This is a genomic window from Kaistia hirudinis (assembly GCF_014196455.1).
Taxonomy (GTDB): Bacteria; Pseudomonadota; Alphaproteobacteria; order Rhizobiales; family Kaistiaceae; genus Kaistia; species Kaistia hirudinis.
Genome location: NZ_JACIDS010000004.1, coordinates 148933 through 164250, shown reverse-complemented (window position 1 = coordinate 164250; position 15318 = coordinate 148933). Strand labels below are relative to the sequence as shown.

At 65.3% G+C, this 15318-nt stretch carries 14 protein-coding genes; 7 read left to right on the top strand and 7 right to left on the bottom strand.

The genetic code is table 11. The annotated features are described in order from the left end of the window. Positions 1-5: 5 nt before the first annotated feature. From GGR25_RS15560 to GGR25_RS15530, 7 genes are all read right to left on the bottom strand, one after another. Positions 6-1037, bottom strand: a complete 1032-nt coding sequence (locus GGR25_RS15560) for an amino acid ABC transporter substrate-binding protein (protein ID WP_183399758.1) — start codon at positions 1035-1037, stop codon at positions 6-8. A gap of 129 nt (positions 1038-1166) precedes the next feature. Continuing rightward, positions 1167-2054: a taurine dioxygenase gene (gene tauD, locus GGR25_RS15555; protein WP_183399757.1), complete on the bottom strand. Its 888-nt coding sequence runs from the start codon at positions 2052-2054 to the stop codon at positions 1167-1169. 73 nt (positions 2055-2127) lie between these two features. Next, positions 2128-2985, bottom strand: a complete 858-nt coding sequence (locus tag GGR25_RS15550; RefSeq protein WP_183399756.1) for an ABC transporter permease subunit — start codon at positions 2983-2985, stop codon at positions 2128-2130. After that, a complete protein-coding gene (locus tag GGR25_RS15545) occupies positions 2982-3755 on the bottom strand; it encodes a taurine ABC transporter ATP-binding protein (protein ID WP_183399755.1) in 774 nt (257 codons plus the stop codon). Before GGR25_RS15545 ends, GGR25_RS15550 begins: the two co-directional genes overlap by 4 nt. A gap of 56 nt (positions 3756-3811) precedes the next feature. Further along, the gene (tauA, locus tag GGR25_RS15540; protein ID WP_183399754.1) at positions 3812-4843 is read right to left on the bottom strand and encodes a taurine ABC transporter substrate-binding protein; all 1032 of its coding nucleotides are present in this window, start codon (positions 4841-4843) and stop codon (positions 3812-3814) included. A 344-nt stretch (positions 4844-5187) separates the two neighbouring features. Then, the gene (locus GGR25_RS15535) at positions 5188-6498 is read right to left on the bottom strand and encodes an O-acetylhomoserine aminocarboxypropyltransferase/cysteine synthase family protein (RefSeq protein WP_183399753.1); all 1311 of its coding nucleotides are present in this window, start codon (positions 6496-6498) and stop codon (positions 5188-5190) included. A gap of 25 nt (positions 6499-6523) precedes the next feature. Continuing rightward, the gene (locus GGR25_RS15530; protein ID WP_246409838.1) at positions 6524-7570 is read right to left on the bottom strand and encodes an isopenicillin N synthase family dioxygenase; all 1047 of its coding nucleotides are present in this window, start codon (positions 7568-7570) and stop codon (positions 6524-6526) included. A 440-nt stretch (positions 7571-8010) separates the two neighbouring features. On the opposite strand from GGR25_RS15530, the gene GGR25_RS15525 reads away from it, so the two are divergent. The 7 genes from GGR25_RS15525 to GGR25_RS15495 all read left to right on the top strand — a co-directional run bounded on the left by GGR25_RS15525 (position 8011) and on the right by GGR25_RS15495 (position 15309). Continuing rightward, complete coding sequence (locus tag GGR25_RS15525) at positions 8011-9423, top strand: LLM class flavin-dependent oxidoreductase (RefSeq protein WP_183399751.1); 1413 nt, start codon at positions 8011-8013, stop codon at positions 9421-9423. Between the two features lie 46 nt (positions 9424-9469). Continuing rightward, positions 9470-10732, top strand: coding sequence for an SfnB family sulfur acquisition oxidoreductase (locus tag GGR25_RS15520; protein WP_183399750.1), 1263 nt, complete (start codon positions 9470-9472; stop codon positions 10730-10732). Between the two features lie 13 nt (positions 10733-10745). Further along, positions 10746-12008 (top strand): SfnB family sulfur acquisition oxidoreductase, encoded by a 1263-nt coding sequence (locus GGR25_RS15515; RefSeq protein ID WP_343068084.1) that lies wholly within the window; start codon positions 10746-10748, stop codon positions 12006-12008. 183 nt (positions 12009-12191) lie between these two features. Beyond that, positions 12192-13232 (top strand): ABC transporter substrate-binding protein, encoded by a 1041-nt coding sequence (locus GGR25_RS15510; RefSeq protein ID WP_183399748.1) that lies wholly within the window; start codon positions 12192-12194, stop codon positions 13230-13232. 8 nt (positions 13233-13240) lie between these two features. After that, the gene (locus GGR25_RS15505; RefSeq protein WP_183399747.1) at positions 13241-14236 is read left to right on the top strand and encodes an ABC transporter permease; all 996 of its coding nucleotides are present in this window, start codon (positions 13241-13243) and stop codon (positions 14234-14236) included. A 1-nt stretch (position 14237) separates the two neighbouring features. Further along, positions 14238-15026 carry an ABC transporter ATP-binding protein gene (locus GGR25_RS15500; RefSeq protein WP_183399746.1) on the top strand — a complete coding sequence of 263 codons (789 nt, stop codon included), beginning with the start codon at positions 14238-14240 and terminating at the stop codon, positions 15024-15026. Beyond that, positions 15019-15309 (top strand): hypothetical protein, encoded by a 291-nt coding sequence (locus GGR25_RS15495; RefSeq protein WP_183399745.1) that lies wholly within the window; start codon positions 15019-15021, stop codon positions 15307-15309. Before GGR25_RS15500 ends, GGR25_RS15495 begins: the two co-directional genes overlap by 8 nt. The last annotated feature ends 9 nt before the right edge of the window (positions 15310-15318 follow it).

Here is a 15318-nt window from a genome sequence, read left to right as displayed (position 1 = left end):
CGGCTCTAGCGGAACGGGGGCGAATAGAGCAGCCCGCCCTTTTCCCAGATCTGGTTGTAGCCGCGCTCGAAGCCGATCGAGGACCCCGCGCCGAGATTGCGATCGAAGATTTCGCCGTAGTTTCCGAGCGTCTTGACGATGTTGTAGGCGAATTTCGGATCGAGACCGATCGCCTCACCGAGCGAGGTATCGACGCCGAGGAAGCGCTTCACGGCCGGATCCTCGCTCGTCAGGAAGCTGTCGATGTTCTCCTTGGTGATGCCGAATTCCTCGGCCTGGATCGTCACATAGACCGTCCAGTTGACGATCTGCAGCCACCGATCGTCGCCGGCGCGGATCGCGGGGGCGAGCGGCTCCTTGGAGAGGCGCTCCGGCAGCAGCACATAGTCGTCGGGCTTGGCGAGGAGCGTGCGGCGCAATGCCAGGTCCGACGAATCCTGCGTCAGCGCGTCGACGCGGCCGGATTCGAGCGCCTTCAGGAATTCGTTGCTGTCCTCGATGGTGACGGGGGTGAAGGTCTTGCCGCTCTTGCGGAAGAAATCGGCGATGTTGAGTTCGCCGGTCGTGCCACTCTGCACGCCGATCGTCGCGCCGTCGAGATCGCTGCCCTTGGTCACGCCCAGCGACTTGCGGACGAGGATGCCCTGCCCGTCATAGAAGATGATCGGCCCGAAATTGAAGCCGAGCTTGAACGAGCGCGTGATCGTCTCGGTCACGCCGGAAAGGAGGATATCGAACTCGCCGGACTGGAGTGCCGGCAGGCGCTGCTGCGGCGAGGACGAGGTGAATTCCACCTTGTCCTGATCGTTGAAGACGGTGATGGCAAGTGCCCGGCCGAAATCGACGAAGAAGCCTTCCCAGCGCCCATCCTTGTTCGGCGCGAAGAAGCCGGGCGACGTGCCGACGCCGATCTTGATGACGCCGCGCTCCTTGATCTTGTCGAGCGTCTCGCCGGCATGGGCCGAACCCGCCCCGATCAGCGCAACGGCGGCCGCCGTTGCGGCCCAGCGCGCGACGCGCGCCAAAGTATTGTTCATGATAATCCCCGTGCTATTTCACGAATACAAATCGATCATCTGAAACGATCGTCACATCATATTCTTGCATCGGCCGATCATCATGAAGACATCGAAGACTATAATTTGCGCATTTTGACTGATTTCATGTCACGCAACGGTGCGTGACGAGCGGGAAATTCCATCGACCTCCGGGCCCACAGGTCTGTCGCCTAGAATCGTCGCGCGATGCATGATCCGCCGATGCGGCAGATAGTCGGCAAGGGCATAGTGCTGCGTCAGCCGATTGTCCCAGAAGGCCACGTCGCCCTCCTTCCAGCGCCAGCGAATGGTGAATTCCGGCTTGGCCACGTGCGCAAACAAGAGGCGCAGCAAAGCATCGCTCTCGGTTGCGCTTAGTTCGACGATCCGGGTCGTGAAGCCCTCATTGACGAAGAGGCCCTTGCGCCCGGTGACGGGATGAACGCGGACCACCGGATGGATCACCGGTGGGTTCTTCCGCCGGGCCTCCTGCCAGCGATCCTCGTTGCCGCCCGCCGCCCAGCGCTCGAAGGGAAAGGATTTCTGGATGTCATGCACGGCCGTGAGGCCATCAAGCAGCGTTCGCAGAGGCAGTGACAGCGCCTCATAGGCGGCGATCGTCGATGACCAGCTGGTGTCGCCACCGCTCGGCGGCAATTGCTTGGCCGCCAGAAGCGCGCCGAGCGGCGGGTTCTGGATGAAGGTGACGTCGGTGTGCCAGTTGTCGTTGTCCGGCAGATTGTCGGCCGAGGTGTCGAGCACGATGATCTCCGGCACGTCCTCGACATGCGGATAGATCGGGTGGATGTGCAGATCGCCGAAAAGGGCGGCCGCCGCACGCTGCGTCGCGGGCGTCACCGATTGCTGCTCGAAGAACAGCACATGATGCGTGACGAGCGCTGCCTTCAGCGCCTCGACGAGCGCGGGCGTCAGGGGCCGGGCCAGGTCCACGCCGTCGACGATCGCGCCGAGGGCCGGAGCAAGCGGGCGGATGGCGAGGGATACGGGCGCATTCATCGGATTTCCTCCTGGGATTCTTTTATCGTTCGATCGCGAAGCCCCACGCGACGGGGCGTCAGGTCTTGCCCGATCAGGTCTTGCCGAGCCACGGCACGAAGAAGCGCTGCAGGATGCGGATCACCGCCTCGAGCGCGAAGGCGACGGCGGCGATGACGACGATGCCGAGCAGGACGACGTCGGTGACCAGGAACTGCGCGGCGGACTGGATCATGAAGCCGACGCCGCGCGAGGCGGCAACGAGTTCGGCGGCGACCAGCGTCGTCCATCCCGCCCCGAGCGCGATGCGGATCCCGGTCAGGATGTCGCCGATGGCCGAGGGCAGCACCACATGGCCGAGCACCTGCAGCCGGCTCGCGCCCAGCGAGCGCGCGGCGTTGATGCGGTCGCGCGACGTGCCGGCGACGCCGGCGGCGGTCGAGATGACGATCGGCGCCAGCATGGCGAGCGCGATGACGATGATCTTCGACGCTTCGCCGATGCCGAACCAGATGATGACCAGCGGCAGATAGGCAAGCGGCGGCAGCGGCCGCAGAAATTCGATGATGGGATCGAAGATCCCCCGGCCGATCGGCGACAATCCGATCGCGAAGCCGATCGGCACGGCGACGATGATCGAGGCGAACAGCGCCGCGAAGACGCGTCCGAGGCTCGCCACCAGGTGCTGAAGCAGTGTCGCATCGACGAACCCCGTCGTCGCGACGTTCCAGAACGCCTTCGCCACCGCGATCGGCGAGGGAAGGAACAGCGCCGACACAAGGCCGAACGCCGAGGCGGCCGTCCAGAGCGCCAGCAGGACGATGATCGTCGCGGCGCTCGCGACAAGGCGGTGACGATGGCGCGATGCCGGGGCGCGAACCGGCGTTTCCGCGTGGGTGGTTTCGTCCTCGATCGCGGCGCGGTCGCTGATGTCGTCGGCGACGAGTGTCATTGCGCTTCCCTTTCGAAGACGAGATCGAGCAGTTCGGCGCGGGCCTCGATGAAATCGGGCGCCGACTTGACCGCCCGGGCGCTTTCTCCCGCCCTGACCCGGCGGCTGAAATCGACATCCAGCGTCCGTACGATCCGGCCGGGATTGGGGGCCATCACGACGACGCGCGTCGCCAGGAACAGCGCCTCTTCGATGCTGTGGGTGATCAGCAGGATGCCGGCGCGGGTCGCCAGGAAGATGTCGAGCAGCAGCTGCTGCATGTGCTCGCGCGTCATGGCGTCGAGCGCGCCGAGCGGTTCGTCCATCAACAGGAAGGCCGGCTCGATCGCCAGCGCCCGCGCGAGGCCGAGCCGTTGCCGCTGGCCGCCCGAAAGACGCCAGATCGGCCGCTCGTCGAGCCCGGCCAGCCCGACGCGGGCGAGAAGCCCCCTCGCTGCCTCGCGGCGATCGTTCTTCGGCACGCCCTTGAGCTGCAGGCCGAAAGCGACATTGTCGACAGCCGAGAGCCAGGGAAAGAGCGCGTCGTCCTGGAAGACGACCGCGCGTTCCGGTCCGGGACCTCTGACCGGCTGACCGTCGAGGGTGAGCCGTCCCGATGTCGGGAAGGCAAATCCGGCCGCCAGATTGAGCAGCGTGGTCTTGCCGCAGCCGGAACGGCCGATGACAGCAACGAACTCGCCCGCGCCAAGCGCGAGCGAGACATTGGCGAGGACCGGTGCCGCAGCGCCTTCATAATGCGCCGTGACGTTGCTGATCTCGAGCCTGGACAATTGCGGCCTCCAGGCGGCGCAGGCGAGAGGAAGCACCTGCGCCGCCGCGCCCCTCGTCAGTTCGTGGCGCCGCGCGCCCCGTCGACGAAGCTCTTGTTCACATAGGGACCGTAATCGGCCAGGACGGCCGGGATCTTGCCCTGCTCCTTGAGGAAGGCCGACGCGTCGGCGATCGCCTTGGCCGTTCCGCCGCCGAGCAGCGTGGCCGAGGCCTGCTCCTCCAGCGTCGGGAACTGATAGCCCTGCAGGAGCGCCGGGACCTCCTCGAGCTTGGCGCCCGTCAGGCGGGCGATCTTCTCGGCCTCGGCCGATTTCGCGCCCCAGGCGGCGGGATCCTTGAGGAAGGCCGCATAGGCGTCGCCCGTGACCTTGACGAAGCCCTCGACGGCCTTGGGATGCGCGTCGGCATATTCCTTGCGGACGATCCAGGCATCGAAGGTCGGAGCGCCCCACTTGGCGACCTCGGCCGAGGAGGTGATGACCTTGCCGTTCTCCTTGATCTTGCCGAGCGCCGGATCCCAGACATAGGCAGCGTCGATGTCACCGCGCTCCCAGGCAGCCGCGATCTCCGGCGGACGCAGATTGAGGATCTCGACCGACTTCGGATCGATGCCCCAGTGCTTCAGCGCGGCGAGCAGGCTGTAATGGGTCGTCGAGACGAACGGGACGGCGATCTTCTTGCCGACCAGATCCTCCGGCTTCGCGATGCCGGCGCCGTTGCGGGCGACCAGGGCTTCGGATTCGCCGATGAGGCCGACGATGAAGAAGGTCTGGATCGGGAGCTCGCGGCTGGCCGCCGCGGCCAGCGGGCTCGAGCCGACATAGCCGATATCGACCGCGCCCGATGCGATCGCCGTGATCACGTCGGCGCCGGAATCGAACTTCTTCCATTCGATCTTGGCGCCGGTGGCCTTCTCATAGGTCCCGTCCGCCTGCGGAACCTTCGACGGCTCCACAACGGTCTGATAGGCGATGACAAGCTTGTCCTCGGCACGGGCGCCGCCCACGCCGGCGGCAAAGGTCAGCCCGATGGCCGCCGCTGCGGCAAGCGCCGCGCGGCGGGAAAAGCGATGGGTGGAATGGCTCATTTCATGATCCTCAAGAAGCGCGCACCGATCCGTTCGCGGTGACGCGCCGCGTTGTTGAAATCTGTCGATGTGGGGGTTCGCGGTGGTCGCTCAGCAGAGCGTCAACAGAGAAGCCGGGTCATGCGCGTCGTTCCTTCCGCATGGGAACCACGAAGCCATTCGTGGCGCTTTAGCCTTTGGTCCGCGGGGCAAGCTGCTCCCTCAAATCTCCGCGTCAGCCAGTTCCTGACTGCCATGACAGCGTGCATTAGAAGACTATCTCGATAAAGATCGTCGTTTTTAATATGCAGCTGTTCCATGGTGGTTTGTTCCGCGCTGCTGCCCGATGACGAGCCCGCTTTGGCTCAGGCGCGGTCGAGCGCCTGCGCGATGTCGGCGATGATATCGTCGGGATGCTCGATGCCGATCGAGAGCCGCACATAGCCGGGCGTCACGCCGGTCGCGAGCTGGGCTTCCGGCGAGAGCTGCGAATGGGTCGTGGTCGAGGGATGGATCGCCAGCGAGCGCGCATCGCCGATATTGGCGACGTGGTAGAGCAGCGTCAGGGAATCGATGAAACGTCGGCCCGCATCGCGCCCGCCCTCGACCTCGAAGCCGAGCAGCGCCCCAAAGCCGCCATTCAGATATTTGTCGGCCCGCTCGCGGGCGACACCGGTCTGGAAGCCCGGAAAGATGACGCGCTCGACTTTCGGATGGGTCTTGAGGAAGTTCGCGACCTTGATCGCATTCTCATTGTGCTGGCGGATCCGCAGCGGCAGCGTCTCGAGACCCTGGATGAACTGGAAGGCAGCGAAGGGCGAGATCGCCGCGCCGATATCGCGCAGCAGCACGGCACGGGTGCGCAAGATGTACTCCACCGGGCCGAGCGGCTTCGCCTTGTCGAACCAGGTCGCGCCGCCATAGCTGGGATCCGGCTCGTGCAGATTCGGAAAGCGCTCCGGATGGTCGATCCAGGGGAAATTGCCGCCATCGACGATCAGTCCGCCGATCGTCGTGCCGTGGCCGCCGATATATTTCGTCGCCGAATAGACGACGATGGCGGCGCCGTGGTCGAGCGGGCGGATCGTGAGCGGCGCGGCGGTGTTGTCGACGATGAGCGGGATGCCGAGGCTTCGACCGATGGCCGCCACTTCCGCGATCGGAAAGACTTCGAGCTTCGGATTGGGCAGCGATTCCGCGTAATAGGCGCGCGTGCGGCTGTCGGTGGCGCGGCGGAAGCTCTCCGGATCGGACGGGTCGACGAAGCGGGTTTCGACACCAAGATTCTTCAGCGTCGCGTTGAACAGCGCCCAGGTGCCGCCATAGAGACCGGTCGAGGAGACGATATTGTCGCCGGGCCGGGTCAGGTTCAGCAGCGAATAGGCCGACGCCGCCTGGCCGGAGGCGAGCGCCAGCGCCGCGACACCGCCCTCGATCACCGCGATGCGCTGCTCCAGCGCATCCTGCGTCGGGTTGGCGACGCGGGAATAGATGAAGCCGTCCTCTTCCAGCGCGAACAGCCGATCGGCAGCCGCCGTGTTGGGCAATTGGAACGACGTCGACTGGTAGATCGGTACCGCAACGGCGCCCGTGGTCGGGTCGGCCCGGTACGTGCCGCCATGAAGGACGAGCGTCTCGAAGCGCTTGGTTTCGAACTTGGTCGGCTGGTAGGTCATCGGAAAGCTCCGGGTGAAAGGTCCGTCAATAGGCCGAGGCGGGTTCGCGCTTGGCGGTCGGATCGAGGAGATCGGCGTAGTGCCGCTCGGCAACGTCCGGGTGAGAGCGGAGGCGGCCCTTCAGATAGTTCTGGCCGATCTCGCGGAAGAGCGGGTTCTGCGGGTCCGTGGCAGGGCCCAGCGCCTCGGCGGCGAGTGCGGGCGTAATCTCCAGCAGCGGTACCGTCGCATCGAGCGCCGCGCCGAAGAAGAAGGCGACCGAGACGCGGTCGCGTCCGGCCGGCGGCGTCACAACACGGTGGACCGTGGCGCGGAGATAGCCGTTCGAGGCGATCTCCAGGACTTCGCCGATATTGACGATGAAGGTTCCCGGGATCGCCGGGGCGTCGATCCAGTCGCCGGACTGGTCGATCACCTGCAGCCCGCCCTGATTCTCGTCCTGCAGGAGCAGCGTCAGGAAGCCGCCATCCTTATGCGCGCCGACGCCCTGGTCGCTTTCCGTCGCATCGCGGCCGGGATAGCGGATGAGCTTCAGATGCTGGATCGGCCCGGTCTCGTAGATCGGGGCAAAGACGTTCTCGTCCTGCTCGAGCGAAACCGCGAAAGCCTTCAGCAGGCGCACGGCTATGTCGGTGAGGCGGCCCTGCCATTCCGTCACGACGCCCTTCAGTTCCGGCTGCGCTGCCGGCCAGAGGTTCGGTCCCTGCAGCCGCGCCCAGGCCGGCGTATCCGGACCGATGGGCAAGCGCGGACGCTCCGACCCGAAATCGATCTGCTCGCGCCAATCGGCCGCGCCGCGCGTCAGTTCCCGACCAATGCGCGTATAGCCGCGGAAATGCGGCGAGTTGACCATCTCGATGGCCAGCTTGTCCTCGGTCGGCAGCGCGAAGAAGCGACGCGATTGGGCGACGATCTCCCTCGTCAGCGCATCGGGAACGCCATGCCCGCTCAGGTAGAAGAAGCCGACATCGCGGGCGGTATGGCGAAGGTCGCGCAGGAACGCGCCGCGCTCGGCCGGCCCTGCGTCGAGGCGAGAAATATCAAGAATTGGCAGTGTCTTCTCGGCCGTCAAAGACGCCTCCTCAATTGTTCCGCCCATCGGAATGATTTTCCTCGGTGCCGTTCAAGCATCGGCGGGGCGGAGCCCTTCGCCACGACGGCGAAATCAGCTTCTGAAGGCTAGATCGGCGCTGTCAGCGCCGAGAAGCAAAAGCTTTCTCTTTGGCGAGCGAAGTGGAGATCGTTTCTGCTGCTCCGGCGTCCGGTCGCAAAACACGTCGCTGGCCGGGTCGCGCCTTCGCGCCCGCGCAGCCCCCGGTTGATCGGTCCGGATCGTCGCGCTGGTTCCGCAAGGCCGAAGCGGCGGCGATGCGCCGGACCGGCTCGGGACGGAACAAGATTTCTCTACTTAATCGATAAACAAAAACGAAAGGCTCCCCGAGGACCCCGCCGACCGGCAGAATTTATAGCGTTCCCGGAGGACGATCCCCGGGATGCTTTGCCGGAAAGACGATGACCCGCCAGATCCGCTTCAATGCTTTCGACATGAACTGCGTCGGCCATCAGTCGCCGGGCCTCTGGGCGCACCCGCGCGACCGGTCGTGGAAATATAAGGACCTCGACTATTGGCAGGATCTGGCCCGCACGCTGGAGCGCGGCATCTTCGACGGCATCTTCATCGCCGATGTGATCGGCTACTACGACGTCTACAAAGGCAATCTGCGCCATGCCATCGAGCAGGGCGCGCAGATCCCGGTCAATGATCCGCTGCAGCTCGTGGCGCCGATCGCGCTGGCGACCGAGCATCTGGGCATCGGCGTCACCGTGTCGACCTCGTTCGAGCACCCCTACACCTTTGCCCGCCGCCTCTCGACCGCCGACCATCATTCCAAGGGTCGCGTGGGCTGGAACATCGTCACCTCCTATCTGGAGAGCGGGGCAAAGAACATCGGCCAGAGCGGCCTCAACCAGCATGACGACCGCTACGAAATCGCGGCCGAATATCTCGAAGTTCTCTACAAGCTCTTGGAAGGCAGCTGGGAAGACGGGGCGATCCTGCGCGACAAGGAGCGGCGCGTCTTCGCCAATCCCGACAAGGTCCATGAGATCGGCCACAAGGGGCGCTTCTTCGACGTGCCCGGCTATCATCTGAGCGAGCCCTCGCCCCAGCGAACTCCCCTGCTCTATCAGGCCGGCACCTCCGGCCCCGGCCGGCGCTTTGCCGCCCAGAACGCCGAATGCGTCTTCATCGCGGCGCCGACAAAGACGATCCTCAAGAACCATGTTCGCGATATTCGAGAGCGCGCAGCCGCCCTTGGCCGCGATCCGCGCAAGATGTTCTTCTACAATCTCCAGACCGTTATCGTCGGTGAGACGGATGCCGAAGCGCAGGCGAAGTTCGCGGACTATCAGCGCTATGTCAGTTATGACGGCGCGCTGGTGTTCATGTCCGGCTGGACCGGCATCGATTTCGGGCAGTACGCGCCGAACGATCCGATCCGCAAGGTGCAGACCAATGCCGGTCGCGCGGCGATCGACGCGATCACCGATGGCGACCCCGAAAAGCGCTGGACCGTCGATGAGATCGCGCGCTGGGGTGGGATCGGCGGCCTTGGCCCGGTCATCGTCGGTTCGCCGACGACGGTTGCCGACATCTTGCAGGAATGGGTCGAGGAAACCGACGTCGACGGCTTCAACCTCGCTTATGCCGTAACGCCCGAGACCTTCGAGAACGTCGTCGATCTCCTCATCCCCGAGTTGCAGCGGCGCGGCGCCTATCCGACGTCCTATCGCCCGGGAACCTTGCGCGAAAAGCTGTTCGGCGATGGGCCGCGGCTCGCTGCGCCGCATCCGGCTGCCGCCTATCGCGACATCGAAGCCGTGAAGCGCGCCGAGGCCGCCGCGCGCCGGGACTCGGCTGCCTGAGCCACATCGTTCCATCTGCCCGCCTTCCGGGCCAGGAGACATCACCATGTCCGCCGTCGTCGATATCCGCCGCGCCACGCGGGTCAACGCACCCGACGAGAATTTCGCGCCCCGTCCACGGCCCTCCGGCCCGGCTCATGTCATCACCTCGGACGCGGAAGCGATCGAGATCGCCCGTCATCTGGCAGCGGACTTCGCAAAGGACGCTGCGCTGCGCGACCGGGAGGGGCTGCTGCCTCTCGACGAACTCGATGCCTTCTCGCAGAGCGGGCTATGGGGGATCAACATTCCCAAGGCCTATGGCGGCGCGGGCGTCTCCTATGTCACGCTGACCGAGGTGATCAAGATCATCTCGGCCGCCGATCCGTCGATCGGACAGATCCCCCAGAACCATCTCTCCATTCTGGAGCACATCGCCTCCGATGGAACCGAGGAGCAGAAGCGCTTCTTCTTTGGCGAGGTGCTGAAGGGCATCCGCTTCGGCAACGCCTTCTCGGAGAAGAACACCGCCAATGTCGGCACCTTCGAGACGCGGATCGTCGAGGACGGGGATAACGTTGTCGTCAACGGGCAGAAGTTCTACGCGACGGGGGCTCTGCTCGCCCATATCGTCCCGATCGTCGGGCTGGACGAGGACGGCAATTCCTTTCTCGCCTTCGCCGATCGCGACGCGCCCGGCCTCACCGTCATCAACGACTGGTCGAGCTTCGGCCAGCGTACGACGGCGTCCGGAACGGTGATCGCCGAGAATGTCCGCGTGCCGAAGTCGCGCGTGGTCGCGGCCTACAAGGCCTTCGCGCGTCCGACGGCCGCCGGCCCGATCTCGCAGATCATACAGGCCGCAGTCGATACCGGCATCGCGAGGGGAACGATCGAGGACACGATCGCCTTCATCCGGACCCGAGCGCGCGCCTGGGTCGATTCCGGTCGCGACAAGGCGACGGAAGACCCCTTCACCATTTCGGCGGTCGGCGATCTGGAGATCAGGCTTCACGCGGCCGAGGCGATCCTGGAGCGCGCCGCGCGACTGATCGACGTGGCGCTCGCCGATCCGAATGAGGACACCGTTGCCGAGGCGGCGGTGGCAACCGCTGAGGCCAAGGTACTCTCGACCGAAATCGCGATCCTCGCCGCCAACAAGCTGTTTGAGCTCGGCGGCACGCGCTCGACGCTGGCGGCGCACGGCCTCGACCGGCATTGGCGCAATGCCCGCACCCACACGCTGCACGACCCGGTGCGCTGGAAATATTTCCACATCGGCAATTTCTATCTGAACGGCGTGAAGCCGACCCGCCATGCCTGGCTCTGAAGGGACGGCCAAGGTGAGCCAGATCGAACGCCAGAACCATTTCGCGGCAGCACCGCCCGTGGCGAGGCCGGCGCCCTTTATCGCGCCGCGCCGGCTGAAAGCCCACCGCATCACCAGCGACGCGGAGGCGATCGCCATTGCTCGCGAACTGGCGACGGAATTCGCGAAAGGCGCCGCGGACCGCGACCGCGCGCGCCGTCTGCCGATCGCCGAGATCGAGCGTTTCTCGCAGAGCGGATTGTGGGGCATCACCGTCCCCAAGGAATATGGCGGAGCCGGCGTTTCCGCCGTGACGCTGGCGGAAGTGATCGCGATCATCGCGGCGGCGGATGGGAGCCTGGGCCAGATCCCGCAGAACCATCTCTATATCGTCGAAGGCGTGCGCCTCGGCGCCAGCGAGGAACAGAAGCAGGTACTGTTCCAGCGCGTCCTCGATGGTGACCGGTTCGGCAATGCCTTCACCGAGATCGGCACACGGCGCAATGTGGATTTCACCACCCGCATCGAGCGCAGCGGTGATGGCTATGTTCTGAATGGCCAGAAATTCTATTCGACTGGCGCTCTCTTCGCCCATGTCATCGTGGCGATCGCCAACGATGCCGAGAAGCGCTCAAACTTCGTCTTCCTCGAACGGGCGACCGCCGGCCTCAATCTGATCGATGACTGGAACGGTTTCGGCCAGCGGACGACAGGCAGCGGCACCTCGACCTTCGATGACATACCCGTGTCGGAATTCCAGGTGGTGCCACACCAGATCGTCTTCGACCGCCCGACCCCGATGGGGCCGGTCGCGCAAATCATCCATGCCGCGATCGACCTCGGCATCGCCCGCGCGGCGCTGGCCGACACGATCGCCTTCACCAAGACCCATGCCCGGCCCTATCTGGAAACCGACTACCAGCATGGCTCCGACGATCCGCATGTGATCGCAGCCGTCGGCGATCTCGCACTTCGCGTCCATTCCGCCGACGCGCTGACCGAGCGCGCCGGCCGCTACACCGATATTGCCATCGCGGATCCGAATGAGGCGACCGTCGCCGCGGCCTCGATCGCTGTCGCCGAGGCGAGGGCGATCACCACCGAAGTATCGCTACATGTATCGAGCAAGCTGTTCGAACTCACCGGAGCGCGCTCGACTTCGGATCAGTATGGTTTCGACCGCCATTGGCGGAACGCGCGGACCCATACGCTGCATGATCCGGTCCGGTACAAATATGTGAATGTCGGCAACTACTATCTGAGCGACACGCTTCCGCCCCGCCACGGGGCGCTCTGAAACGGCGGGGCCGACGACCGCCGGCCGTGGGTTGCGCTTTTCATGAGGCGCGTCAGCCCGCGATGCTTGTTTCCGGGACGCGGCCAAGAAGAGGCAAAACATCCGGGCCGCGCTTCTCCGTTCAGTCTATAAATATTATCGACTTAAGGCATTCGGCCGATCCGGCCATTCGGGGACAACAGCATGAGCAGCAAGAAGCCAGTTTCGAAGTCGGGCACGTCGATCTCGCGGCGGCAGATCCTCAAGGCGGCCGGCATCGCCGGTGCGGTGGGTGCCGCCGGCGTGCTGGGCAGCCGCTCGGTCGGCTATGCGATCGCGGGCAACGCCCCCAAGATCCGCCTCGCCTGGACGGAAGTGGCGGCCTGCCATTCGCCGCTCGGCTTCGGCGTCGCCAAGGGCATCTACACGAAGCACAATCTTGACGTGGAGCTGTTCTACCAGGGCGCCAGCGGCCAGACGCTGATCCAGGCGCTCGCCACGGGCAAGGCCGATGCCGGCGCGGGGCTGATCGGCGACTGGCTGAAGCCGCTCGAGCAGGGCTTCGACGTCAAGCTCTTCGTGGGTTCGCATGGCGGCTGCCAGCGCCTGCTCGCCTCGAACGCGTCGGGCATCACCGACATCGCGGGCGTCAAGGGCAAGACGATCGCCACCTATGGCATCGGCGCCCCGCCGCAGGTCGCCTTCCAGGTGACGCTCGCCAAGAACGGCATCGATCCGGAAACGGATGTGACGTGGAAGGCCGTGCCGTTCGATCTCGTCGGCGAGACGGTCAACCGTGGCGACGCGGATCTGGCCGCTCATCTCGATCCCTGGGCCTATTCGATCGAGAAGCAGTTCAATTTCACCAAGATCGCGGACACGCAGACCGGTGTCTATGAGGGCGCCACCTGCTGCGTACTCGGCGCGAACGGCCCGTTCCTCGACGCCAATCGCGATGCTATCCGCCGGCTCGCCGAGGCCAATATTGAGTTGCACGAATATGTCGCCGGCCATCCGGACGAAGTTGCGGCCTGGTATCTCGATGCGCTCAAGCCCGCCGGTCTCAGCCTGCAGGATCTCGAAGCCGTCATCGGCGGTCTCGTCAGCCATAACCATCCGATCGGCCCGGAACTCGTCGCGCAGATCCAGCGCGCCTCGGAAGATCTGAAGCTGGTGAAGGTGCTCGATCCGACGACCGATCCGAAGGCCTTCGCCGAACGCATCACGGTCAACCTTCTCGCCTGAGGCTCGTCATGACGGACGCAATACAGGCCCTCGGCAGCGGCGGTTACGCCTCTGCCGAAAGCGCGGCTCGCATCTGGAAGGCGGGCCTGTATGCGGCGCTCGCCTGGGCGGCGACGGCCGTGGTCACGGTCGCCCTGCCAGACGTCGTCCCGTGGGGCAGCGCCGGCTTGTTCGCCGCCATCACCGGCGCGGGAGCAGCGATCCTGACCGTCCTCGCCTTCTCCGTCTCACGCCTCGGCAAGGCGGGAGAGCGGATCATCTATTACGGGCCGTGGTTCATCGCCCTCGGCATCTGGTTCCTCCTCTGGGAGGTGTCGACGGCCAAGCTCGGCTGGTTGCCGAAACCGTTCTTCTCGCCGCCGCATGGCCTCTTGAACGTCTATGTCGTCGACGGGCCGCGCCTTCTGGTCTGCATCCTCTATACGCTGCGCCTCTGGGGGCTCGGCTTCTTCTCCGGCATCGCCGTCGGGTTCATCGCTGGCGTGGCGCTCGGCTGGTCGGCGCGGGTCAATTATTGGGGTATGCCGGTCCTGAAGCTGATCGGGCCGGTGCCGGCCACTGCCTGGATCCCGGCAACCTTCTATTTCTTCCCCACCACCTTTGCCGCGTCGATCTTCATCGTCGCGCTGTCGGCCGGCATTCCGGTCGCGATCCTGACGGCATCCGGCGTTTCCTCGGTGAACCGTGCCTTCTATGACGTCGCGCGGACGCTCGGCGCCGACAACCGCTATCTCGTCTTCAAGATCGCCATACCCGCCTCGCTGCCGCATGTCTTCGTCGGCCTGTTCATGGCGCTGTACTACTCGTTCGCGGTGCTGGTGGTGGCGGAAATGCTCGGCGCGAAATACGGGCTCGGCTGGTACATCCAGTTCCAGCAGGCCTATTCGGGCTACGCCAATGTCTATGCGACGCTGATCATCATGTCGGTCATCTGCGCCGGCATCATCAAGCTGCTGTTCGTCGCCCGCGACCGCTTGCTCGGCTGGCAGAAGGGGATCCTCTAAAATGGCGCTCGCCAATGAGGCGGTCGCCAGGCCGCGCAGCGTTTCCCTGGATGTGCATGCGGTGTCGCATGCCTATGATCTCGAAGGCCGCGTCCTCGACGTCCTGGACGGTATCGAGCTCGCGGTCCGCCCCGGCGAGTTCGTCGCCCTCCTCGGGCCGTCGGGCTCGGGTAAGTCGACGCTGCTGCGCCTCGCCGCCGGGCTGGAGCGCCCGCGCGCCGGCGCCCTGCTCGAGGATGGTCAACCGATCACGGCGCCCGATCCCTCGCGCATCCTCGTCTTCCAGGACCCGACCCTGTTTCCCTGGCGGACCGTCTGGTGGAACGTCGCGACCGGATTGGAGGCCCGCGGGCTGCTGGCCAAGCACCGGCACCGCGTCGACGATGCGTTGGCGCTCGTCAAGCTGGAGACGTTCGCCAACGCCTATCCGCACCAGCTTTCCGGCGGCATGGCGCAGCGCGTCGCGATCGCCCGAGCGCTGGTCAATGACCCGCAACTCCTGCTGCTCGACGAGCCGTTCGGCAAACTCGATTCGCTGACACGGCTCTCGATGCAGAACGAGCTTCTGTCCCTCTGGCAGAAGGTCGGCTTCACGGCGCTGCTCGTGACGCATGATGTCGAGGAGGCGCTGCTGCTCGCCAACCGGGTCATCGTGTTCAGCGACCGCCCGGCGCGCATCGTGGCCGAGATTGCGGTCGACAAGCCCCATCCAAGGCGGCGCGACGATCCGGAGCTCGTCGAACTCCGCCGAGCCGTGCTGGCGACACTCGGGATATCCGCCGATGTCTAGGGATCGGCTCGGCGTCACCGTCTCCGCCACCGGGCTGCTGGCGCTGCTGCTCGCCGTCGCCTGGTGGTGGCTGATCTTCAGCCGTGTGGTCGGCAATGCCTATATGACCTATCCGCAGGCGGCGCCCTGCCTGTTCGGCACGTCGGACCTCTGCGCCCTGGCGCAGGCGCTCTGCAAGAACGATCATCTGCTCGGCATCCGCCGCTATTCGGCAGAGCTGCTCTGGGCCAGTCTCGGCCTCATCGGCGTCGGCGCGGTGCTCGTCACCGGCCGCCGCACCTGACAGGACGTG

Bases quoted from the DNA above. Each gene is read 5' to 3' on its own strand.
- GGR25_RS15560 (WP_183399758.1), bottom strand. From the start codon at position 1,037: ATGAACAATACTTTGGCGCGCGTCGCGCGCTGGGCCGCAACGGCGGCC.
- tauD (WP_183399757.1), bottom strand. From the start codon at position 2,054: ATGAATGCGCCCGTATCCCTCGCCATCCGCCCGCTTGCTCCGGCCCTC.
- GGR25_RS15550 (WP_183399756.1), bottom strand. From the start codon at position 2,985: ATGACACTCGTCGCCGACGACATCAGCGACCGCGCCGCGATCGAGGAC.
- tauA (WP_183399754.1), bottom strand. From the start codon at position 4,843: ATGAGCCATTCCACCCATCGCTTTTCCCGCCGCGCGGCGCTTGCCGCA.
- GGR25_RS15535 (WP_183399753.1), bottom strand. From the start codon at position 6,498: ATGACCTACCAGCCGACCAAGTTCGAAACCAAGCGCTTCGAGACGCTC.
- GGR25_RS15525 (WP_183399751.1), top strand. From the start codon at position 8,011: ATGACCCGCCAGATCCGCTTCAATGCTTTCGACATGAACTGCGTCGGC.
- GGR25_RS15520 (WP_183399750.1), top strand. From the start codon at position 9,470: ATGTCCGCCGTCGTCGATATCCGCCGCGCCACGCGGGTCAACGCACCC.
- GGR25_RS15510 (WP_183399748.1), top strand. From the start codon at position 12,192: ATGAGCAGCAAGAAGCCAGTTTCGAAGTCGGGCACGTCGATCTCGCGG.
- GGR25_RS15505 (WP_183399747.1), top strand. From the start codon at position 13,241: ATGACGGACGCAATACAGGCCCTCGGCAGCGGCGGTTACGCCTCTGCC.
- GGR25_RS15500 (WP_183399746.1), top strand. From the start codon at position 14,238: ATGGCGCTCGCCAATGAGGCGGTCGCCAGGCCGCGCAGCGTTTCCCTG.
- GGR25_RS15495 (WP_183399745.1), top strand. From the start codon at position 15,019: ATGTCTAGGGATCGGCTCGGCGTCACCGTCTCCGCCACCGGGCTGCTG.